At 59.8% G+C, this 19,462-nt stretch carries 17 protein-coding genes; 10 read left to right on the forward strand and 7 right to left on the reverse strand.

Annotation, left to right across the window (positions count from 1 at the left end):
- Positions 1-287: 287 nt before the first annotated feature.
- Both ACOI8A_RS17335 and hslO read right to left on the reverse strand, forming a co-directional pair.
- The gene (locus ACOI8A_RS17335; RefSeq protein WP_420646769.1) at positions 288-1,829 is read right to left on the reverse strand and encodes a phosphoenolpyruvate carboxykinase; all 1,542 of its coding nucleotides are present in this window, start codon (positions 1,827-1,829) and stop codon (positions 288-290) included.
- A gap of 182 nt (positions 1,830-2,011) precedes the next feature.
- A complete protein-coding gene (hslO, locus tag ACOI8A_RS17340; RefSeq protein WP_420646768.1) occupies positions 2,012-2,914 on the reverse strand; it encodes an Hsp33 family molecular chaperone HslO in 903 nt (300 codons plus the stop codon).
- Between the two features lie 104 nt (positions 2,915-3,018).
- Between hslO and ACOI8A_RS17345 the strand changes: the two genes are divergently transcribed.
- Complete coding sequence (locus ACOI8A_RS17345; protein ID WP_420646767.1) at positions 3,019-3,819, forward strand: phosphatase PAP2 family protein; 801 nt, start codon at positions 3,019-3,021, stop codon at positions 3,817-3,819.
- A gap of 131 nt (positions 3,820-3,950) precedes the next feature.
- Here the strand turns inward: ACOI8A_RS17345 and ACOI8A_RS17350 are convergent, their stop codons facing one another.
- A complete protein-coding gene (locus ACOI8A_RS17350) occupies positions 3,951-4,358 on the reverse strand; it encodes an RNA-binding S4 domain-containing protein (RefSeq protein WP_420646766.1) in 408 nt (135 codons plus the stop codon).
- 253 nt (positions 4,359-4,611) lie between these two features.
- Here ACOI8A_RS17350 and ACOI8A_RS17355 point away from each other — a divergent pair, with 253 nt between their 5' ends.
- Both ACOI8A_RS17355 and rimK read left to right on the forward strand, forming a co-directional pair.
- Positions 4,612-5,058, forward strand: a complete 447-nt coding sequence (locus tag ACOI8A_RS17355) for an ATP-dependent zinc protease (protein WP_175559556.1) — start codon at positions 4,612-4,614, stop codon at positions 5,056-5,058.
- Complete coding sequence (rimK, locus tag ACOI8A_RS17360; protein ID WP_007949201.1) at positions 5,055-5,960, forward strand: 30S ribosomal protein S6--L-glutamate ligase; 906 nt, start codon at positions 5,055-5,057, stop codon at positions 5,958-5,960. The genes ACOI8A_RS17355 and rimK overlap by 4 nt, the downstream gene beginning before the upstream one ends.
- Before the next feature lie 91 nt (positions 5,961-6,051).
- Here the strand turns inward: rimK and ACOI8A_RS17365 are convergent, their stop codons facing one another.
- Positions 6,052-7,365, reverse strand: a complete 1,314-nt coding sequence (locus tag ACOI8A_RS17365) for an ATP-binding protein (RefSeq protein ID WP_420646765.1) — start codon at positions 7,363-7,365, stop codon at positions 6,052-6,054.
- A 102-nt stretch (positions 7,366-7,467) separates the two neighbouring features.
- Complete coding sequence (gene ompR, locus ACOI8A_RS17370; protein ID WP_420646764.1) at positions 7,468-8,208, reverse strand: two-component system response regulator OmpR; 741 nt, start codon at positions 8,206-8,208, stop codon at positions 7,468-7,470.
- Between the two features lie 360 nt (positions 8,209-8,568).
- Here ompR and ACOI8A_RS17375 point away from each other — a divergent pair, with 360 nt between their 5' ends.
- From ACOI8A_RS17375 to tauD, 7 genes are all read left to right on the forward strand, one after another.
- Positions 8,569-10,899, forward strand: a complete 2,331-nt coding sequence (locus ACOI8A_RS17375) for a Tex family protein (protein WP_420646763.1) — start codon at positions 8,569-8,571, stop codon at positions 10,897-10,899.
- Positions 10,899-11,282, forward strand: a complete 384-nt coding sequence (locus ACOI8A_RS17380; protein WP_420646762.1) for a PaaI family thioesterase — start codon at positions 10,899-10,901, stop codon at positions 11,280-11,282. The genes ACOI8A_RS17375 and ACOI8A_RS17380 overlap by 1 nt, the downstream gene beginning before the upstream one ends.
- 214 nt (positions 11,283-11,496) lie before the next feature.
- The gene (gshA, locus tag ACOI8A_RS17385) at positions 11,497-13,080 is read left to right on the forward strand and encodes a glutamate--cysteine ligase (RefSeq protein WP_420646761.1); all 1,584 of its coding nucleotides are present in this window, start codon (positions 11,497-11,499) and stop codon (positions 13,078-13,080) included.
- 302 nt (positions 13,081-13,382) lie between these two features.
- Entirely contained in the window at positions 13,383-14,360 is a 978-nt protein-coding gene (tauA, locus tag ACOI8A_RS17390) for a taurine ABC transporter substrate-binding protein (RefSeq protein WP_420646760.1), read from the forward strand.
- Positions 14,361-14,376: 16 nt separating this feature from the next.
- Entirely contained in the window at positions 14,377-15,171 is a 795-nt protein-coding gene (gene tauB / locus ACOI8A_RS17395; protein ID WP_420646759.1) for a taurine ABC transporter ATP-binding subunit, read from the forward strand.
- Complete coding sequence (gene tauC / locus ACOI8A_RS17400; RefSeq protein WP_420646758.1) at positions 15,168-16,007, forward strand: taurine ABC transporter permease TauC; 840 nt, start codon at positions 15,168-15,170, stop codon at positions 16,005-16,007. The genes tauB and tauC overlap by 4 nt, the downstream gene beginning before the upstream one ends.
- 56 nt (positions 16,008-16,063) lie before the next feature.
- On the forward strand, positions 16,064-16,906 hold the full coding sequence (gene tauD / locus ACOI8A_RS17405; RefSeq protein WP_420646757.1) for a taurine dioxygenase: 843 nt from the start codon (positions 16,064-16,066) through the stop codon (positions 16,904-16,906).
- A 159-nt stretch (positions 16,907-17,065) separates the two neighbouring features.
- Here tauD and mgrA read toward each other — a convergent pair whose 3' ends face one another.
- Together mgrA and ACOI8A_RS17415 are read right to left on the reverse strand one after the other, a co-directional pair.
- On the reverse strand, positions 17,066-18,103 hold the full coding sequence (gene mgrA, locus ACOI8A_RS17410; protein WP_420646756.1) for an L-glyceraldehyde 3-phosphate reductase: 1,038 nt from the start codon (positions 18,101-18,103) through the stop codon (positions 17,066-17,068).
- A 39-nt stretch (positions 18,104-18,142) separates the two neighbouring features.
- Complete coding sequence (locus ACOI8A_RS17415) at positions 18,143-19,462, reverse strand: LLM class flavin-dependent oxidoreductase (protein ID WP_420646755.1); 1,320 nt, start codon at positions 19,460-19,462, stop codon at positions 18,143-18,145.

Here is a 19,462-nt window from a genome sequence, read left to right on the forward strand (position 1 = left end):
GTTACTTGAAAGCGTTCGAGAGATGGACGACATCGTTCGAGGTTTGCGGCGTCCCTCTCGCGAGTTCCGAGTGGAAAAGTTGCGAGCCACAGAAAAAGTCGCAGGTGAGCAGCACGCACCTATGACGCCTCTGCGAAAAACCAAAGCTTGGCGGATAAGTGGCAGAATTTTGGCTGTTAAGCGCAATTAACGCTGGAATATTGATACTTAAGCATTCGCAGCGCGGACCCACTGCCCACAAAAAAGCCGCCCCAAAAGGCGGCTTTCTCATTCACCAGACCTAAGTCTTACAACTTCGGACCAGCAGCCTTGATCGCGTCGCTCACTTCGAACTTCTTGAAGTTCTCGATGAACAGACCGGCCAATGCTTTGGCGGCTTCGTCGTATGCAGCCTTGTCAGCCCAGGTGTTGCGTGGGTTCAACAGGCCAGTTTCAACGCCCGGTACGGCCAGTGGCACGTCGAGGTTGATGGTGTCCAGGTGCTCGGTTGCAGTGCCGATCAGGGCGCCGCTCTGGATCGCTGCGATGACTGCGCGGGTAGTCGGGATGTTGAAGCGTTTGCCGACACCGTAGCCGCCGCCGGTCCAGCCGGTGTTGACCAGGTAGACCTTGGAGCCGAAGCCGCGGATGCGTTTGATCAGCAGCTCTGCGTATTCGCCGGCCGGGCGCGGGAAGAACGGTGCGCCGAAGCAGGTGGAGAAGGTCGACTTGATGCCGCTGCCGGAACCCATTTCAGTCGAGCCCACCAGCGCGGTGTAGCCAGACAGGAAGTGGTAGGCCGCTTGTTCTTCGTTGAGGATCGACACTGGCGGCAGTACGCCGGTCAGGTCGCAGGTCAGGAAGATTACAGCGTTCGGCTCGCCACCGAGGTTCTTCTCGGAGCGCTTGGCAACGTGCTCCAGCGGGTACGCGGCGCGGCTGTTCTGGGTCAGGCTGACGTCAGCGTAGTCGGCGTGCTTGGCATCGTCGATCACAACGTTTTCCAGCACTGCGCCGTGCTTGATGGCTTTCCAGATGACCGGCTCGTTCTTCTCGGACAAGTCGATGCATTTTGCGTAGCAGCCGCCTTCGATGTTGAAGACAACGCCTTCGCCCCAGCCGTGTTCGTCGTCACCGATCAGGTAACGGCTTTCGTCGGCCGACAGGGTGGTTTTGCCAGTGCCGGACAAACCGAAGAACAGGGTCACGTCGCCTTCTTCGCCGATGTTGGCAGCGCAGTGCATAGGCAGTACGTCAGTAGCCGGCAGCAGGAAGTTCTGCACCGAGAACATGGCTTTCTTCATCTCACCGGCGTAACGCATGCCGGCAATCAGGACTTTTTTCTGGGCGAAGTTGAGGATCACGCAACCATCGGAGTTGGTGCCGTCACGCTCGGGCACGCACTCGAAGTTGGCAACGTTGAGCACTTGCCACTCATCGCGGCCAGCCGGGTTGTACTTTTCCGGGTTGATGAACAGGCAACGACCGAACAGGTTCTGCCAGGCAGTCTGAGTGGTCATTTTCACGGCGAGGTAGTGATCGTCGGCCGCGCCTACATGCACGTGGGAAACGAAATGCTCTTGTGCGTTGTTGAACGCTTCAACGCGGTCCCACAGGGCATCGAACTTGTCGGCCGGGAACTTGCGGTTGATCGGGCCCCAGGCGATAGCGGCCTGGGTGGAAGGCTCTTCAACGATGAAGCGATCGACTGGCGAACGACCGGTGCGATGACCGGTGCGAACAACCAGAGCGCCGGTATCGGCAAGCTCGCCCTCACCGCGGTTCAGGGCTTCTTTTACCAGATCATCAACACTCAGATCGGTGTACACGGCGTTATTGGCTTGCGTCATGAGATTCCCCGTCGGCCAGTGGCCGAGTGTGCTCCAAACGTTTTGTAGTAGAAAGTCGTGCACTACTACCGCGACAAAAAGTGGGCCGGATTATGCCAGAAACGCCCAAAAAGAGTAGGGTCCTCCCGTCGTAACGGCGTAATTCCGTCGTAGCGCAGTGAATTTACCTGCGCTGAACCGTTTTAGTGCCGGGTATCTGACGGGGTCTCTACGCCTGCGCCAGCGAACAATTGGACAACATCTGTTGCATCAAACAGGTAGCGTTCGTTGCAAAACTGGCAATCGATCTCGATATTTCCACCGTGTTCGATGACCAGTGCCTGCGCGTCTTCCAGACCGAGGCTGATCAGCGCATTGCCCGAACGCTCACGCGAGCAGCTGCAATGGAAGTGCAGATGCTGCACATCAAACAGACGCACCTGCTCTTCATGGTAGAGGCGGTGCAGCACGGTTTCGTTGTCCAGGCTCAACAGTTCATCGGCGGTCAATGTACTGCCCAGCGCGGTGATGTGCTGCCAACTGGCGGCTCGTTCTTCTTCGTCCTTCAAGCGGTCCGCCGGTAGTTGCTGCAGCAGCAGACCACGGGCGCGACGGCCATCAGCGTACAGCCAGAAACGCGTGCCGATTTGTTGCGACATGACGAAATAGTTGGTGAAGCACTCGGACAGGGTTTCGCCGTCCAGATCGACGATGCCTTGATAACGCTGGCCTTCGGTCGGATCGACGGTCAGGGCCAGGACGCCCTTCGGCATCAGGTCGCTGAGGGTCGCGTCCGGGGCGATCTGGTCCGCGTGATAACGCGCCAAACCACGGATTTCGCGCTCGCTGGAGCACTCGATCATCAGCATCGGGATCGGGCCTTCGGAGCGCGCCTGCAGAATCAGCAAGCCGTCGAATTTCAGCGTGCCAACCAGCAACGACGCGGCAGCCATCAGCTCGCCGAGCAACTGCGCGACCGGCTCCGGGTACGGATGCTTGGCGAGCACTTCGGCATAGCTGCGTTCCAGCGACACCAATTCGCCGCGAGTGTCGCTGTCATCGAAGATGAAGCGTTGGGTGTAGTCGGTATCCGGGAGATCGGTCATAGGTCTGGGTATCTGAATTGATGACAAAATGATTACAAGATATGAGAATGCCGCGCTTCTTTGCACCTGTTTGGTGCGTAACGTTCAGCCACGGGAGGCATTTTATGAACAATCCGGGTTTGTTCCAATCCAGATGGAACCTCGGCCGGCTGGTTCTGTGCAATGTGGTGCCGTTGGCGCTACTGGCTTTCTGGTTATGGCCTACGGGTCAGATGCTGTGTGTGATTTTCGACGAGTGGCTGTTCCGCTCACTCAATACGCCGCTGGCCAGCAACCCCATATGGCTCCACATCTGGGCAATTGCAAGTCTGCGCCCGTTCGACATCGTTGTCGGACTGATTCTGCTGACGCTTCTTATCAAGGGCGACTGGGTGTTCAAGGCGATTGACGCGCGCCGCGCATTCTTCGGTTTTTTCTCGATTCTGCTGTTGATGGTGGTGATTCGCGCGCTGTTCTCCAAGTTCGCCGATCGCATGGGCTGGCAACACAGCAGCCCGTCGATGGTGCTGGAAGGCGCGGTGCATCTGAGCGATTACTTCCCGCACCTTGAGAAAACCTGGGAGCTGAAGGATCGCTCGAGCCAGAGCTTTCCCGGTGACCATGCTTCGGTATTGCTGATCTGGGCGCTGTTCATGGGCGTGTTCAGCCGCACGGTTGGCCAGTTTCTGGCGGTGTGGGGTCTGGCGCTGTTGTTTATGCTGCCGCGTTTGGTGGCCGGTGCGCATTGGGGCCAGGACGACTACATTGGCGGAATGTTGTTGGCGGTGTGGGCGCTAGGTTGGGGTTACTACACACCGTTTGCTTATCACGCGGCGAATTTCTGGCTGAAGGTCACGGCGCCGATTTTTAGTTTGCTGGGCAAATTGCCGGTGGTGTCGCGGATGAGTGTGGTGCGCAGCGCCTGATATTGCGTCGCCTATGGCGAGTGCTGCGCACTCGATCGCCAGCAGGCTGGCTCCCACTTTCGAATGCATTTCACTGTGGGAGCTAGCCTGCTAGCGATGAGGCCGCAACAATCACTACACAAATACCATCCTTACTCGCTGCTGCTGTTCCCACGAAACTTGAACAAATCCCGCCGCTGCTTTTTGCTCGGCTTGCCATCGGTGGTCACGCCCATCGCACCGGCCTTGCGCATCTCGGCGGAGGCTTCGCGCTTGGCGATGCTGGCTTCGGTCTCCGCATACAGCGTCTGCGCCTCAGGCGCGCCACGGCGTACGATCGACAGAGCCTGCACCACGACAACTTTTGAATCGAACCCGGTGCGAATCTCGAATTCATCGCCGATGCGTGGCTCTTTGCCAGGCTTGCAGCGCTCTCCCCGACAATGCACCTTGCCACTCTCGATGGCGGCTTTGGCCAAGGCGCGGGTTTTGTAAAAACGCGCAGCCCATAGCCACTTGTCGAGACGGACCTTGTCGTCCTCGACGCTTTTTTGTGCCATGGAATGTCCTCATTCTGAAATATTGGTGAACTGTACTACCGTTCCTGTCATGCCATGAATTACCCCGACGCGCATTACAATGTGCGCGTCGCCGTCTGGCTTGAACTACCAACAATCCGGGCCGTCGATATCTGTCGCCTTTTAACCATTATTCTGCGTGAATACCGCCAATCCGAGCCAATACAGGCCCGTCGGCAGTTTTCACCGGTTGAGCATTTTTTTGAAGACATTTGACCATTTGACCGTTGTCGGTCTGCGCGAGTGGGTGGCGCTCCCGGATCTGGGAGTCGCCGGCCTTCGGGCAAAAATCGACACCGGCGCCAGTACCTCCAGCCTGCACGCCACCGACATCGAGCCGTTTGAGCGCGATGGCCAGAAATGGGTGCGTTTCACCGCGCACCTGGGCACGGTGGTGCAGTTACGCCATCGGCGTTGCGAAGCGCCGCTGGTGACCCGCAAGACTATCAAAAGCTCTAACGGCCACGCGCAGGAGCGCTACGTGATCAGCACGACGCTGGCCCTCGGTGATCGAGTCTGGCCGATCGAGTTCACCCTCGCCTGCCGCAAGTCCATGCGTTATCGCCTGTTGCTCGGTTCCAAAGCCCTGATCGACGGCCACCTGGTGGTCAATCCGGGCATCAAATATGTACAAGACAAGCCGGTGTTCCCGGTATCTACCTCCTCCACAGGTGTTGCATGAAGATCGCTGTTCTGTCGCGCAATCCGCGTCTGTATTCCACCCGCCGTCTGGTCGAAGCCGGAACCGAGCGCGGGCATGAAATGGTGGTGATCGACACATTGCGCGCCTATATGAACATTGCCAGCCACAAGCCGCAGATCCACTACCGTGGCAAACCGCTGGAAGGCTTCGATGCAGTGATTCCAAGGATCGGCGCGTCGGTGACGTTTTATGGCTGCGCAGTGTTGCGTCAGTTCGAAATGATGGGGGTGTTCCCGCTCAACGAATCGGTGGCGATTGCCCGTTCACGGGACAAGCTGCGTTCGCTGCAATTGCTCTCGCGGCGCGGTATCGGCCTGCCGGTGACCGGTTTTGCCCACTCGCCGGATGACATTCCAGACCTGATCGACATGGTCAACGGCGCGCCGCTGGTGATCAAGGTGCTGGAGGGGACCCAGGGCATCGGCGTGGTCTTGTGCGAAACCGCGACGGCCGCGGAGTCGGTGATCGAAGCGTTCATGGGTTTGAAGCAGAACATCATGGTCCAGGAATACATCAAGGAGGCCGGTGGCGCCGACATCCGTTGCTTCGTGGTCGGCGACAAGGTGATCGCGGCGATGAAGCGTCAGGCCAAGCCTGGGGAATTTCGCTCCAACCTGCATCGCGGCGGCAGCGCCAGCCTGATCAAGATCACCCCGGAAGAACGCATGACTGCGCTGCGTGCGGCCAAGGTCATGGGGCTGGCGGTGGCGGGTGTGGATATCTTGCGGTCCAATCACGGGCCGCTGGTGATGGAAGTGAACTCGTCGCCGGGGCTGGAAGGGATCGAGACCACCACCGGGAAGAATGTGGCGGGGATCATCATTGAGCATCTTGAGAAGAATGGCGGGCCGAATATGACTCGTACTAAAGGCAAGGGATAAAGCGAAAAGATCAAAAGATCGCAGCCTGCGGCAGCTCCTACATGGAATGCGTCCCCTGTAGGAGCTGCCGCAGGCTGCGAGCTTTTAGCGGTTAAACGGCGTCTCTTGGAAGCATCAACCCCAGCGGCAACCGAACTCGCGCCTCCAGCCCACCCCCGGATCGATTGCGCAACTCAACATTCCCTCCATGCATCGAAGCAATCCGCTTCACAATCGCCAATCCCAGCCCAGTGCCCTTCCCGCCCCGCGCCCGATCCCCACGGGTAAACGGATTGAAAATCGCCTCAAGCTCGGACGGGTCAATCCCCGCGCCACGGTCCATCACACTCAGCACCACATACGGCGCACTGGTGTCGCCGGATACATAAGCCGCCACTTCAACCCCACTACCCGCGTGATTCAAGGCATTGCCAATCAGGTTGTTCAGCAAACGTTTCATCGACACCCTACGCAGCGGAAACGGCTGGATAGGCTCCAGACGCAAACGCACTTTTTCTTCGCTCTGGTTGTACGGCGCAGCCACTTCACGCACCAGATCGCTGAGGTCCACCTCTTCTACGGTTTCATCACGGCCGTCACGAATGAACGCCAGGAACTGGTCGAGAATCGCGTCCATGTCTTCGATGTCGCGCACCATATCGTCGGTCAGATCGGTGTGATCGCCCATCAGCTCAAGCGACAAGCGCAAACGCGTCAGCGGCGTACGCAAATCGTGGGACACACCCGCCAGCATCAGCTCCCGCTCGCGACCGGCCTGCTCGACGTCTTCCGCCATCTGGTTGAACGCGCGGTAAACCTCGGTCATTTCGCTCGGTGTATCGCTGATTGGCAGGCGCACGCTGCGGCCCTGACCCAATTGCCGGGCGGCGTAGACCAAGCGCTTCAACGGTTGATTGAGCTGGCTGACAAAAATCCACGCCGATGCGGTGGACAGCAAACCAATGGCGAGGAACCAGCCGAGCACGTTCCAGATCTTCTGTCCGCGCAACGGATGCGGGTACAGCGGCACTTTCAGCCAGCCATCACCCAGGCTAGGCGCGCGCACCCACAGCGCCGGCGGCGAGTGCATGCGCAAGCGCACTTCGGTGTCGGCACCGAGTTCTGCCTGCATCTGTCGCTGATAGATTTCGCTGTACGGCCAGTGCTGTTCGCCTTCCGGCACACCGGCGCCGACCACGCGGATCAGGGTTGCGGCATCGGCAATCTTCTCGCGGTTTTCTTCGTCGGCCGCCCAATAGGCGCGCAACGTCAGGGCCACGCCGTGGCTGTATTGGCGATCCACCAGCACGTCTTCGTTCATCAACAGATAAACCAGGGTCAGCGCCTTGGAAAACAGCACGACGATGAGCACCAGCCACAGGGTGCGGGAGAAGAAACTTTGCGGGAACCAGACGGGGGTTTTCATGGATAAGCGCTACACACTTGCATGAGCGAGCAATGCTCGCATATTGCGGATTGCGAGTCTGCGGACAACTCATCCGCCAGACCCGCTCCTACAAATCACCAATCACTTGGTGGCGTTGCCATCCGGTACGAACACGTAGCCCACGCCCCAGACCGTCTGGATGTAGCGCGGTTTGGACGGATCAGGTTCGATCATCCGGCGCAGACGGGAAATCTGCACGTCGATGGAACGCTCCAGAGCATCCCATTCACGACCACGGGCCAGGTTCATCAGCTTGTCGCGGGTCAGTGGCAGACGCGCGTTCATCACCAAGGCCTTGAGTACCGCAAACTCACCGGTGGTGAGCATGTGTACTTCGTCGCCGCGCTTGAGTTCGCGGGTGGCCAGCGACAGCACGTAATCACCGAACGTGACGTTTTCGTCTTCGCTGCCCGGTGCGCCCGGTACAGGTGTGGCTTGGCGACGCAGGACCGCTTTGACGCGGGCCATCAGCTCGTCCGGGTTGAACGGCTTGGCCAGGTAGTCGTCGGCGCCCAGTTCCAGGCCCTTGATACGGCTCAGCTCGTCGCCCTTGGCGGTGAGCATGATGATCGGGATCTGATTGTTCGCGCCACGCAGGCGGCGGCAAGCGGTCAAGCCGTCTTCGCCGGGCAGCATCAGGTCGAGAACCACCAGATTGAACACTTCGCGGGCCAGCAAACGGTCCATCTGCTCAGTGTTCGGTACAGCGCGGGCACGGTAGCCCTTGCTGACGAAGAAACGTTCCAGCAGGCTGCTCAGCCCCGGATCGTCGTCAACAATAAGAATTTTTTCGCCTTCAGCAGGTTGTGCAGTGCTGCTCATTAGATGCTCCTTTTAGCTCGGCGCGCATTATGGCGTAGCTGTCGTTATACGCACCGTGTGCATTGTTAGCAGATTTTTCCTTCACTGCCAGAAAACCGGGGTTTATGCCTACAGACTGCGTCGCCCCCGAATGACAGAACGCTGGTTATAATGCGCGGCGTTTTGTGTCAGGCAACGTCTGAATCGTTACCTTAGATGGCCGCTGGTTTTTTCCATGGCCAGCGCAGTAATTGTTCGATTTCACGGGTCAATGGCATGCCTCTTGACCCAGGCAGCGGCGAACGTCAGGCCGCTCAACCAGACTCCGGGCCTTTATTTTCGTGCCTGCGAGCCTGCTTTCACAATTTGTCAGGTGGTTTTATGGACAGCATCAACAGCCGCATCGCCGAGGAACTCGGCGTACGCCCACAACAGGTCGAAGCGGCCGTCGCGCTACTCGATGAAGGCTCGACCGTGCCCTTCATCGCCCGTTACCGGAAAGAAGTCACCGGCAGCCTCGATGACACCCAGTTGCGTCATCTGGAAGAACGTCTGCGCTACCTGCGAGAACTCGACGAACGGCGTATCAGCATCCTCGCCAGCATTCAGGAGCAGGGCAAACTCACCCCTGAACTGGAACGCGACATCAAGCTTGCCGACACCAAGACCCGCCTCGAAGACTTGTACCTGCCGTACAAGCAGAAGCGCCGCACCAAGGGCCAGATTGCCCTGGAAGCCGGCCTCGGCGAGTTGGCCGACGGTCTGTTCAACGACCCATCGCTGACGCCGGAAACCGAAGCCGCACGCTTCATCGACGCCGAAAAAGGCGTGGCCGATGTAAAAGCTGCGCTGGAAGGCGCCAAGTACATCCTCATGGAGCGCTTCGCCGAAGACGCCAACCTGCTGGAAAAACTGCGCAACTATCTGAAACAGGAAGCCACTCTGAGTGCCCGCGTGATCGCCGGCAAGGAAGAGGCAGGCGCCAAGTTCCGCGACTACTTCGAACACGACGAACCGCTGAAAAGCATGCCGTCGCACCGTGCGCTGGCGATTTTCCGTGGCCGCAACGAAGGCATTCTCAGCTCCGCACTGAAAGTCGGCGACGAACTGCCGGGCACCATGCACCCGTGCGAAGGCATGATCGGCCAGCAATTCGGCATCCAGAATCAGGGCCGTCCGGCGGACAAATGGCTTGGCGAAGTAGTGCGCTGGACTTGGAAGGTCAAGCTCTACACCCACCTCGAAACCGACCTGCTCGGCGAGCTGCGTGACGGCGCTGAAACCGAGGCGATCAATGTGTTTGCGCACAACCTGCACGACTTGCTGCTGGCCGCTCCGGCCGGCCCGCGCGCAACCTTGGGTCTCGACCCGGGCCTGCGCACCGGTTGCAAGGTTGCGGTGGTCGACTCCACCGGCAAGCTGCTCGATCACACCACGGTTTATCCGCACGTGCCGCACAACAAGTGGGATCAGACCATCGCCGTGCTGGCTGCTTTGTGCGCCAAGCACTCGGTCGACCTGATCGCTATCGGCAACGGCACCGCCAGCCGGGAAACCGACAAGCTGGCGATCGAGCTGATCAAAAAATATCCAGCCATGAAAATGACCAAGGTCATGGTCTCCGAGGCCGGAGCATCGGTGTACTCGGCGTCGGAACTGGCAGCCAAGGAATTCCCGGATCTGGACGTGTCGATCCGTGGCGCAGTGTCTATCGCTCGTCGCTTGCAGGATCCACTGGCCGAGCTGGTGAAAATCGATCCGAAATCCATCGGCGTCGGCCAGTACCAGCACGACGTATCGCAGCTGAAACTGGCGCGAGGCCTGGACGCAGTGGTCGAGGATTGCGTGAACGCCGTCGGTGTCGACGTGAACACTGCTTCCGTGGCGCTGCTGGCACGGATCTCCGGCCTCAACGCGACCCTGGCGCAGAATATCGTTACCCACCGTGACGAAAACGGTGCATTCAAAACCCGCGCCGCCTTGAAGAAAGTCGCACGTCTGGGCGAAAAAACCTTCGAACAGGCTGCCGGCTTCTTGCGCGTGATGAACGGCGACAACCCGCTGGATTCCTCGGCGGTGCACCCGGAAGCCTATCCGTTGGTGCAGCGCATCGCCGCTGAAACCGACCGCGATATTCGCTCGCTGATCGGTGATGCCGCGTTCCTGAAGCGTCTGGATCCGAAGAAATTCACCGACGAGACTTTTGGTCTGCCAACCGTTACCGACATTCTGCAAGAGCTGGAAAAACCGGGCCGCGATCCGCGTCCGGAGTTCAAGACTGCCGAGTTCCAGGAAGGCGTCGAAGAGCTCAAGGACCTGGAACTGGGGATGATTCTCGAAGGCGTAGTGACCAACGTCACGGCGTTCGGCGCGTTCGTCGACATCGGTGTGCATCAGGATGGTCTGGTGCATATCTCGGCGTTGTCGGAGAAATTCATCAAGGATCCACGCGAAGCGGTGAAGGCCGGCGACGTGGTGAAAGTGAAGGTCATGGAAGTCGACATCCCGCGCAAACGCGTCGGTCTGTCGATGCGCATGGGCGACACGCCGGGCGAGAAAATCGACGGTGCCCGTGGTTCGCGTCCGGGCTCGGCTTCGCGTCAGTCCTCCGGCAACGCACCGCGTAAAGAAGCGCCAACGGCCACTGCCGCGCCGAGCAACAACGCCATGGCGTCGCTGTTCGCCAACGCCAAGCAGTTGAAGAAACGCTGATGGAAATACCGGCCGGGCTGGTCGAGAGCGCATTTTTCAAGCTGTTGGGCTGCCGCCTGTACAGTCTGGAAACCGGGGTGGCGCAAGTTGCCTTGGCGCTGGAACCGCAGTTGCGCAACCGTGGCAACAAACTGCACGGCGGCGCGCTGTTCAGCCTGGTCGACATCGCCATGGGGCTGGCCTGTTCCAGCACCCACGGCTTTGATCAGCAAAGTGCGACCATCGAATGCAAGATCAACTACATCCGCGCCGTTTCCGACGGCGAGGTGCTGTGCACGGCGCGGGTCATCCACCCGGGCCGACGCACGCTGGTGGTCGAAGCCGAGGTGATGCAGGGCGACAAACTGGTCGCAAAAGCGCAAGGCACGTTCGCTGTCCTGTAGATGTTGCCCATCATTTTGAGTTAATTTCGGCGCTGTGACCGCAGCGTTGGAATTTTCTTCGCCCGCGTCTGCCAGATTCAGGGAACGAAGTCGGCATTTCCAGTGGGGCTTCCATGGCCCGAAAACCAGGCGAAAACGCCAGTTTCAACTTCACCCTTGTAGACCGTCCTGCCCACCCCCATATTGGGGCGACTGACGCGTGAAGGAATCCAAATTGAGCGAACTTCTCAACCGCCGCCTGGCTCTGCTCGGTGAGCGCGCCAACCTCTCTCTGCTTGAGCAGTGCCTGCACGGTATCGAACGTGAATGCCTGCGCGTGACCGGCGAGGGTCGTCTGGCGCAAACACCGCATCCCGAAAGCCTGGGTTCCGCGTTGACCAACGAACAGATCACCACCGACTATTCCGAGTCGTTGCTGGAGTTCATCACGCCTGCCCTGCCCGACCCGGCCGACACTCTCGCCAGCCTGGACAAGATTCATCGCTTCGCCTATAGCAAGCTCGGCACCGAGTACCTGTGGAGTCCATCGATGCCATGCCCGTTGCCGGCCGAGGAAGACATCCCGATTGCCTACTACGGCAGCTCCAACATCGGTCAGTTGAAGTACGTCTACCGCAAGGGCCTGGCTCTGCGTTACGGCAAGACCATGCAGTGCATCGCCGGGATTCACTACAACTTCTCCCTGCCGGAAAAACTCTGGCCGTTGCTCAAGGAGTCCGACGGTTTCGTCGGCACTGACCGCGACTTCCAGTCGGTCTCCTACATCGCACTGATCCGTAACTTCCGTCGCTACAGCTGGCTGTTGATGTACCTGTTCGGTGCCTCGCCGGCGCTGGACGCGGGCTTCCTGCGCGGTCGTTCGCATCAGCTCGAACAGCTCGATCCGGACACCCTGTACCTGCCTTACGCCACCAGCCTGCGCATGAGCGACCTCGGTTACCAGAGCAACGCTCAGGCCGGCCTGACGCCGTGCTACAACGATCTGGCGAGCTACACCGACAGCCTGCGCAAAGCCGTGGCCACGCCGTACGCGCCGTACGTTGAAGTCGGTACGCACCAGGACGGCGAGTGGGTGCAACTCAACACCAACATCCTGCAGATCGAAAACGAGTACTACTCGAACATCCGCCCGAAACGCGTGACCTACACCGGCGAACGGCCGATTCAGGCGCTGGTGGCGCGTGGCATTCAGTACGTCGAAGTACGTTGCCTGGACATCAATCCGTTTTTGCCGATGGGCATCGACCTCACCGAGTCGCGCTTCCTCGACGCGTTCCTGCTGTACTGCGCGCTCAACGACAGCCCGCTGCTGACCAACATATCCTGCAGCGGCGCGACTTCGAACTTCCTCAGCGTGGTCAAGGAAGGTCGGCGTCCGGGCCTGCAATTGCAGCGCGACGGTGAGCCGGTCGAGATGAAGGCATGGGCCGCCGAGCTGCTGGAGCAGATCGCCCCACTGGCCGCGCTGCTCGATCAAAGCCACGGCGGCGACGCTCACAGCAAGGCGCTGGATGTGCAACTGGCCAAGGTCAAGGATTCGTCGCTGACGCCTTCGGCTCAAGTGCTGGCGGCGATGGCGGAACACAAGGAGAGCTTTGCGCAGTTCTCCCTGCGCAAGAGCCAGGAGCATGCCGAGTACTTCCGCAGCGAGCCGTTGGCGGCTCAGGAACAGGCGAAGTTTGAGGAACTGGCGCGGACATCGCTGGCGGCGCAGGCAGAGCTTGAGCAGAACGAGGTGGGGGATTTTGATGTGTTTGTCGGGTCGTATCAGGCGAGTATTTTGGCGATCAGTAATTGACCTGAATAAACATAAATTTGTGTGCTGAGACAACTCTGTGGCGAGGGGATTTATCCCCGTCGGGCTGCGAAGCAGCCCCAAATCCTCAACACGCGGCGTATCCGAAACACCATGAAAGATGATTTTACGACTGCTGCGCAGCCGAACGGGGATAAATCCCCTCGCCACAAAAGCGTTATCTGCCCACCCGCTTAGATTTTTCCGTTAATAAGCTAATTCGAAAAAGTTATTTATTTCTAGATTCTTAGATCATTTAGTCTCCTCACACGCCGACCCTCGGCCGCCTGATGAGGAGCTCCCCCATGAAAATGAATTTCCCGCTTCGCCTGCTGGCAGCAGCCTCTCTGGCTGCCGCGAGTGTTATGGCTCAGGCCGCCGACTTCACCGTCGCCTACCAAACCACCGTTGACCCGGCGAAAGTCGCCCAGGCCGACGGCGCTTACGAAAAAGCCACCAACGGTAAAATCGACTGGCGCAAATTTGATAACGGCGCCGACGTCATCACTGCCATCGCTTCCGGCGACGTGCAGATCGGCTACCTCGGTTCCAGCCCGCTGACGGCGGCGATCACCCGCAAGGTTCCGGTAGAAACTTTCCTCATCGCCACACAGATCGGCGCCGCCGAAGCACTGGTCGCTCGCGACGGCTCCGGGATCAAGACGCCGCAGGATCTGATCGGCAAGAAGATCGCCGTACCGTTCGTGTCCACCGGTCACTACAGCCTGCTCGCGGCGCTGAAGCACTGGAACATCGATCCATCGAAAGTCACCGTACTCAACCTCGCCCCGCCAGCGATCATTGCCGCGTGGAAACGCGGTGATATCGACGCCACTTATGTGTGGGATCCGGCGCTGGGTGTGGCCAAGGAAAACGGCAAAGTGCTGATCACTTCCGGTGAGCTGGCCAAGTTCGGCGCGCCGACTTTCGATGCGTGGATCGTGCGGAAAGATTTCGCCGAGAAGTATCCGGAAATCGTCACCGCGTTCGCCAAAGTCACGCTCGACGCCTACGCCGATTATCGTAAAGACCCGAAAGCCTGGCTCGCCAACCAGAGCAACGTCGACAAACTCGTAAAACTGTCCGGCGCCAAGGCCAGCGACATTCCATTGCTGCTGCAAGGCAACGTCTACCCGCTGGCAGCGGATCAGGTCAGCGACCTCGGCGCGCCGACCACCAAAGCCATCACCGACACCGCCGTGTTCCTCAAGGAACAAGGCAAGGTCGACGCGGTACTGCCGGACTACGCGCCGTACGTCAGCGCCAAATACATCACCAACTGATCGGGAGCTAAATGCGATGGCCTTGCTACAGCTGGAGCGTATCAGCGCACAGTATCCCGGCAGCCCTGCACCTGTGCTGGCGGATATCTCTCTGACCCTGGGGCCTCAGCAATTGCTGGTGGCCCTCGGCCCGTCCGGCAGCGGCAAGACTTCGCTGTTGAACCTGATTGCCGGTTTCGTCGAGCCGAGTGCCGGGCGCATCACCCTTGATGGCGTGCCCGTCAAAGGCCCAAGCGCCGAGCGCGGGGTGGTGTTCCAGGACGACGCGTTGCTGCCATGGCAGGACGTATTGGCCAACGTCGGTTTCGGTCTGGAACTGGCCGGAGTGGCCAAGGACAAACGCGAAAAAATCGCCCGTGAAATGCTCGCGCTGGTTGACCTTTCCGGTTTCGAAAACCGGCGCATCTGGCAACTCTCTGGCGGCCAGAAACAGCGCGTTGGCCTGGCCCGCGCCCTCGCCGCCGATCCGCGCGTTTTGTTGATGGACGAACCCTTCGGCGCCCTCGATGCGTTCACCCGCGAACAGATGCAGGAACTGTTGCTGCAAGTCTGGCAACGCACCGCCAAACCGGTGTTCCTGATTACTCACGACATTGAAGAAGCAGTGTTCCTCGCCACTGACCTGATTTTGCTCGCGCCGAATCCGGGGCAGATCGTCGAACGCCTGCACCTGGATTTCGGCCAACGTTACGCTGCTGGCGAGTCGGCGCGGGCGATCAAATCCGACCCGCGCTTCATCGAAACCCGCGAACACGTGCTTGGCAAAGTGTTCGCGCAACGCAGCGCCGCCCAGCGGCAGGAGCGGGCATGAGCAGCTACGACGTTTCTGCAGCCACGGTAAAACCCGCCGGCACTTCGGTGGTAATTCCGGTTCGGCGCGGCCTGAGCACGCGCTGGATCAGCCTGCTGACATTGTCGGCATTGGTGCTGATCTGGTGGGCCGTAACCGCCAGCGGTTTGATCGAACCGCTGTTCCTGCCGCCACCCTCCGCCGTGATGCAAAAAGGCTGGCTGCTGGTGACGACTGGCTATATGGACTCGACCCTGTGGCAGCACTTGGGCGCGAGTTTGAGCCGCATCGGTCTGGGCCTCGGTTTCGCGATTGTCACAGCGGTGCCGGTCGGCATCGCCATCGGCGCCAACCGCATTGCCCGTGGCGTGCTTGATCCGCTGATCGAGTTCTATCGGCCGATTCCGCCACTGGCCTATTTGCCGCTGATCGTGATCTGGTGCGGCATCGGCGAGTTGTCGAAAGTGTTGCTGATCTACCTGGCGATTTTCGCGCCGATTGCCATCGCTACCGCGACCGGCGTACGCACGGTCGACCCGGCCAAATTGCGCGCCGCGCAGTCGTTGGGCGCGACGCGGGCACAGCTGATTCGCCATGTGATTTTGCCCAGTGCCCTGCCGGATATTCTGACTGGCGTGCGCATTGGTCTGGGAGTTGGCTGGTCGACCCTGGTCGCCGCTGAACTGATCGCCGCCACCAGCGGTTTGGGCTTCATGGTGCAGTCGGCCGCGCAGTTTCTGGTCACCGACGTGGTAGTGCTGGGGATTCTGGTCATCGCGCTGATCGCCTTCGCCATGGAAATGGGCCTGCGCGCCCTGCAACGCAAACTGGTGCCTTGGCACGGCCAGGCCCACTGATTTTTCAGCACTGACTACCCCGACACATCGGGGCCCCGGAATTGAAGAGAACCACCATGAGCAGCCTGCATATCACTCCATTAAGCTCAGCCCTCGGCGCGCAGATCAGCGGCGTCGACGTCAGCCAGCCGCTGAACCTGGAACAACGCGACGCCATCGAACAGGCGTTGCTCAAGTACCAGGTGCTGTTCTTCCGTAACCAGCCGATTCAACCATCGCAACAGGCGCGCTTCGCCGCCTATTTCGGCGACCTGCACATTCACCCGATTTACCCGAACGTGCCAGAACAACCCGAAGTGCTGATCCTCGACACCGCCGTCACCGACGTGCGCGACAACGCGATCTGGCACACCGACGTGACCTTCCTGCCGACCCCCGCCATGGGTGCTGTGCTCAGCGCCAAGCTGCTGCCGGAGTTCGGTGGTGACACTTTGTGGGCCAGCGGGATTGCGGCGTATGAATCACTGTCGGCGCCAATGAAGAGTTTGCTCGAAGGACTGACTGCGACTCACGATTTCACTCGTTCGTTTCCGCTGGAGCGCTACGGCAACACACCCGAAGCGCTGGCGCAGTGGGAAGAAGCGCGACGCAAGAATCCACCGTTATCGCATCCGGTAATTCGTACGCATCCGGTGAGCGGACGGCGTTCGCTGTTCGTCAACGAAGGCTTCACGTCGAAGATCGATGAGCTGTCGGAGACCGAGAGCGACGGGATTTTGAAGTTTCTGTTTGCGCATGCGACGCGGCCGGAGTTCACCATTCGCTGGCGTTGGCAGCAGGACGATATTGCGTTCTGGGATAACCGCGTGACACAGCATTATGCGGTGGATGATTATCGACCGGCGCGGCGGGTGATGCAGCGGGCTACGGTGTTGGGGGATGTGCCTTTCTTCCGCTGAATCCGGACTTTTGATTGAATGTTAAGGCCCCATCGCGGGCAAGCCCGCTCCCACAGGATTGGTGGCGTACACAAAACTTGTGAACGCCGCTGTAACTGTGGGAGCTGGCTTGCCAGCGATGGGGCCGGAAGAGGCGCCGAAGAATCCGGCACCGAACAGTTACTCAGCCGTTGAAGGCCGCTCCCAAAGATTAATCCCACCCTCCTGCGCAAACCGGTCAATCTCCGCCAATTCCTCAGCGCTAAAACTCAAATTCTTCAACGCCCCGACGTTCTCGATAATCTGTTCCGGCCGGCTCGCACCGATCAGCGCCGAAGTCACTCGCGGATCGCGCAGCGTCCACGCCAGCGCCAGTTGCGCCAGACTCTGACCACGACGTTTGGCGATCTCGTTCAACGCGCGCACGTGAGCAATATTCGCCTCGGACAAGTGCGACGCCTGCAGCGAACCACCGCCCGGACGATTGACCCGCGCATCCGCCGGCACGCCGTTCAGATATTTGTCGGTCAGCAGCCCTTGCGCCAAAGGTGTGAAAGCAATCACGCCAGTGCCGAGTTCATCGGTGGTATCCAGCAGATCCTTTTCCACCCAGCGATTGAGCAGGTTGTACGCCGGTTGGTGGATCAGCAACGGCACTTTCCACTCTTTGAGCAGTGCAGCAATCTCACGGGTTTTCACCCCGGAATACGACGAGATACCGATGTACAACGCCTTGCCCTGTTGCACCGCAGTGGCGAGCGCGCTGGCGGTTTCTTCCAGCGGGGTGTCCGGGTCGAAGCGGTGCGAATAGAAGATGTCCACGTAGTCCAGACCGAGGCGTTGCAGGCTCTGGTCGAGGCTGGCCAGCACGTATTTGCGCGAACCGCCGCCCTGACCATACGGGCCGGGCCACATGTCCCAACCGGCCTTGCTCGATATGATCAATTCATCGCGGTACTGCTTGAAGTCTTCGCGCAGCAGACGACCGAAGTTGACCTCGGCGCTGCCGTACGGCGGGCCGTAGTTGTTGGCCAGGTCGAAGTGATTGATGCCAAGGTCGAACGCGGTGCGCAGCAGCGAGCGCTGGGTGTCGATTGGCGTGCTGTCGCCGAAGTTGTGCCAAAGGCCGAGCGACAGCGCCGGCAGCACCAGTCCGCTGCGGCCGACGCGGCGGTAAGGGATGGAGTCATAGCGGTTTTCGGCAGCGGTGTAAGTCATCGAATCCTCTCTTGTCTGTCTTGAATTGGGTGTCGATTGCTACGCAAATCGATTGCCGGGCCGGGCGAGGCCAAGGTTCTGGCGCAAGGTTCGGCCTTCATACTCGGTTCTGAACAGCCCACGCCGTTGCAGTTCCGGCACCACGCCGTTGGCGAAGTCTTCGAGACCGCCGGGCAGATGCGGCACCAGCACGTTGAAGCCATCCGCCGCGCCTTGCTCGAACCATTCCTGCAAGCGGTCGGCAATCTGCGCCGGCGTGCCGATCAGGCTGTAATGCCCGCGACCACCGGCAATCCTGCGACCGAGTTCGGCCAGCGTCAGATTCTCGCGGCCCGCCAGTTCGGTCAGCAGTTTCTGCCGGCTCTGCTGGCCACTGTCGGTCAGCGGTAATTCCGGCAACGGCCCGTCCAGCGGGTACTTCGACAAATCGAAGTTGCCCAGCATACGCCCAAGTAATGCCACGCCAACCTCGGGTTCGACTAATTGCTGAAACGTTTCATATTTCTCCAGCGCTTGCTCTTCGGTATCGCCGACCACAACAAACACACCGGGCATGATTTTCAGTGAATCGGCGCTGCGGCCAAACTTGGCCAAGCGACTTTTGAGGTCGGCGTAAAACGCTTGGGCGCTGGCCAGCGAAGTCTGTGCGGTGAACACCACTTCAGCCGTTTGCGCAGCCAGTTCGCGACCGGTTTCCGAAGACCCCGCCTGCACAATCACCGGTTGCCCCTGCGGCGAACGCGCGACGTTCAGCGGGCCCTTGACTCGAAAGTGTTCGCCGACGTGATTCAGCACATGCAACTTCGCCGGATCGTAGTAAGCACCGCTGGCCTTGTCGCGAATGAAGGCATCGTCCTCCCAGCTGTCCCACAACCCGGTCACGACTTGATGAAACTCGCGCGCCCGGCTGTAGCGTTCGGCGTGGCCGATGTGTTCATCGCGGCCGAAATTCTGCGCTTCGGCGGCGTTGTCCGAAGTCACCAGATTCCACCCCGCGCGTCCGCCCGACAAATGATCCAGTGACGCGAATTTGCGCGCCACGTGGTACGGCTCGTTGTAACTGGTGGTCGCCGTGGCGATCAGGCCGATGTGCTCGGTAACGGCGCTGAATGCCGAGAGCAAAGTCAGTGGCTCGAAGTGATCCGAGCGCGCCATGCGGCTGGCGATGTCCTGAGTCGGCGCGGCCACGCTGTCGGCGACGAACAACGCATCGAACTTCGCCGCTTCAGCAATCTGCGCCAGACGTTTGTATTGAGCGAAATCCAGTCCGGCATTTGCCGGTATATCCGCATGCCGCCACGCCGCCACATGGTGCCCGGTGGCCATGAGAAACGCGCCAAGCTTCAGCTGTCGACTCAT

Origin of the sequence: Pseudomonas sp. P4795 (assembly GCF_048822895.1) — a bacterium.
In the GTDB taxonomy this organism is placed as follows: domain Bacteria; phylum Pseudomonadota; class Gammaproteobacteria; order Pseudomonadales; family Pseudomonadaceae; genus Aquipseudomonas.

Bases quoted from the DNA above. Each gene is read 5' to 3' on its own strand.
- ACOI8A_RS17415 (WP_420646755.1), bottom strand. From the start codon at position 19,462: ATGAGTCGACAGCTGAAGCTTGGCGCGTTTCTCATGGCCACCGGGCAC.
- tauA (WP_420646760.1), top strand. From the start codon at position 13,383: ATGAAAATGAATTTCCCGCTTCGCCTGCTGGCAGCAGCCTCTCTGGCT.
- ACOI8A_RS17375 (WP_420646763.1), top strand. From the start codon at position 8,569: ATGGACAGCATCAACAGCCGCATCGCCGAGGAACTCGGCGTACGCCCA.
- ompR (WP_420646764.1), bottom strand. From the start codon at position 8,208: ATGAGCAGCACTGCACAACCTGCTGAAGGCGAAAAAATTCTTATTGTT.
- ACOI8A_RS17335 (WP_420646769.1), bottom strand. From the start codon at position 1,829: ATGACGCAAGCCAATAACGCCGTGTACACCGATCTGAGTGTTGATGAT.
- ACOI8A_RS17345 (WP_420646767.1), top strand. From the start codon at position 3,019: ATGAACAATCCGGGTTTGTTCCAATCCAGATGGAACCTCGGCCGGCTG.
- ACOI8A_RS17380 (WP_420646762.1), top strand. From the start codon at position 10,899: ATGGAAATACCGGCCGGGCTGGTCGAGAGCGCATTTTTCAAGCTGTTG.
- rimK (WP_007949201.1), top strand. From the start codon at position 5,055: ATGAAGATCGCTGTTCTGTCGCGCAATCCGCGTCTGTATTCCACCCGC.
- tauC (WP_420646758.1), top strand. From the start codon at position 15,168: ATGAGCAGCTACGACGTTTCTGCAGCCACGGTAAAACCCGCCGGCACT.
- tauB (WP_420646759.1), top strand. From the start codon at position 14,377: ATGGCCTTGCTACAGCTGGAGCGTATCAGCGCACAGTATCCCGGCAGC.
- tauD (WP_420646757.1), top strand. From the start codon at position 16,064: ATGAGCAGCCTGCATATCACTCCATTAAGCTCAGCCCTCGGCGCGCAG.
- mgrA (WP_420646756.1), bottom strand. From the start codon at position 18,103: ATGACTTACACCGCTGCCGAAAACCGCTATGACTCCATCCCTTACCGC.
- ACOI8A_RS17365 (WP_420646765.1), bottom strand. From the start codon at position 7,365: ATGAAAACCCCCGTCTGGTTCCCGCAAAGTTTCTTCTCCCGCACCCTG.
- ACOI8A_RS17350 (WP_420646766.1), bottom strand. From the start codon at position 4,358: ATGGCACAAAAAAGCGTCGAGGACGACAAGGTCCGTCTCGACAAGTGG.
- hslO (WP_420646768.1), bottom strand. From the start codon at position 2,914: ATGACCGATCTCCCGGATACCGACTACACCCAACGCTTCATCTTCGAT.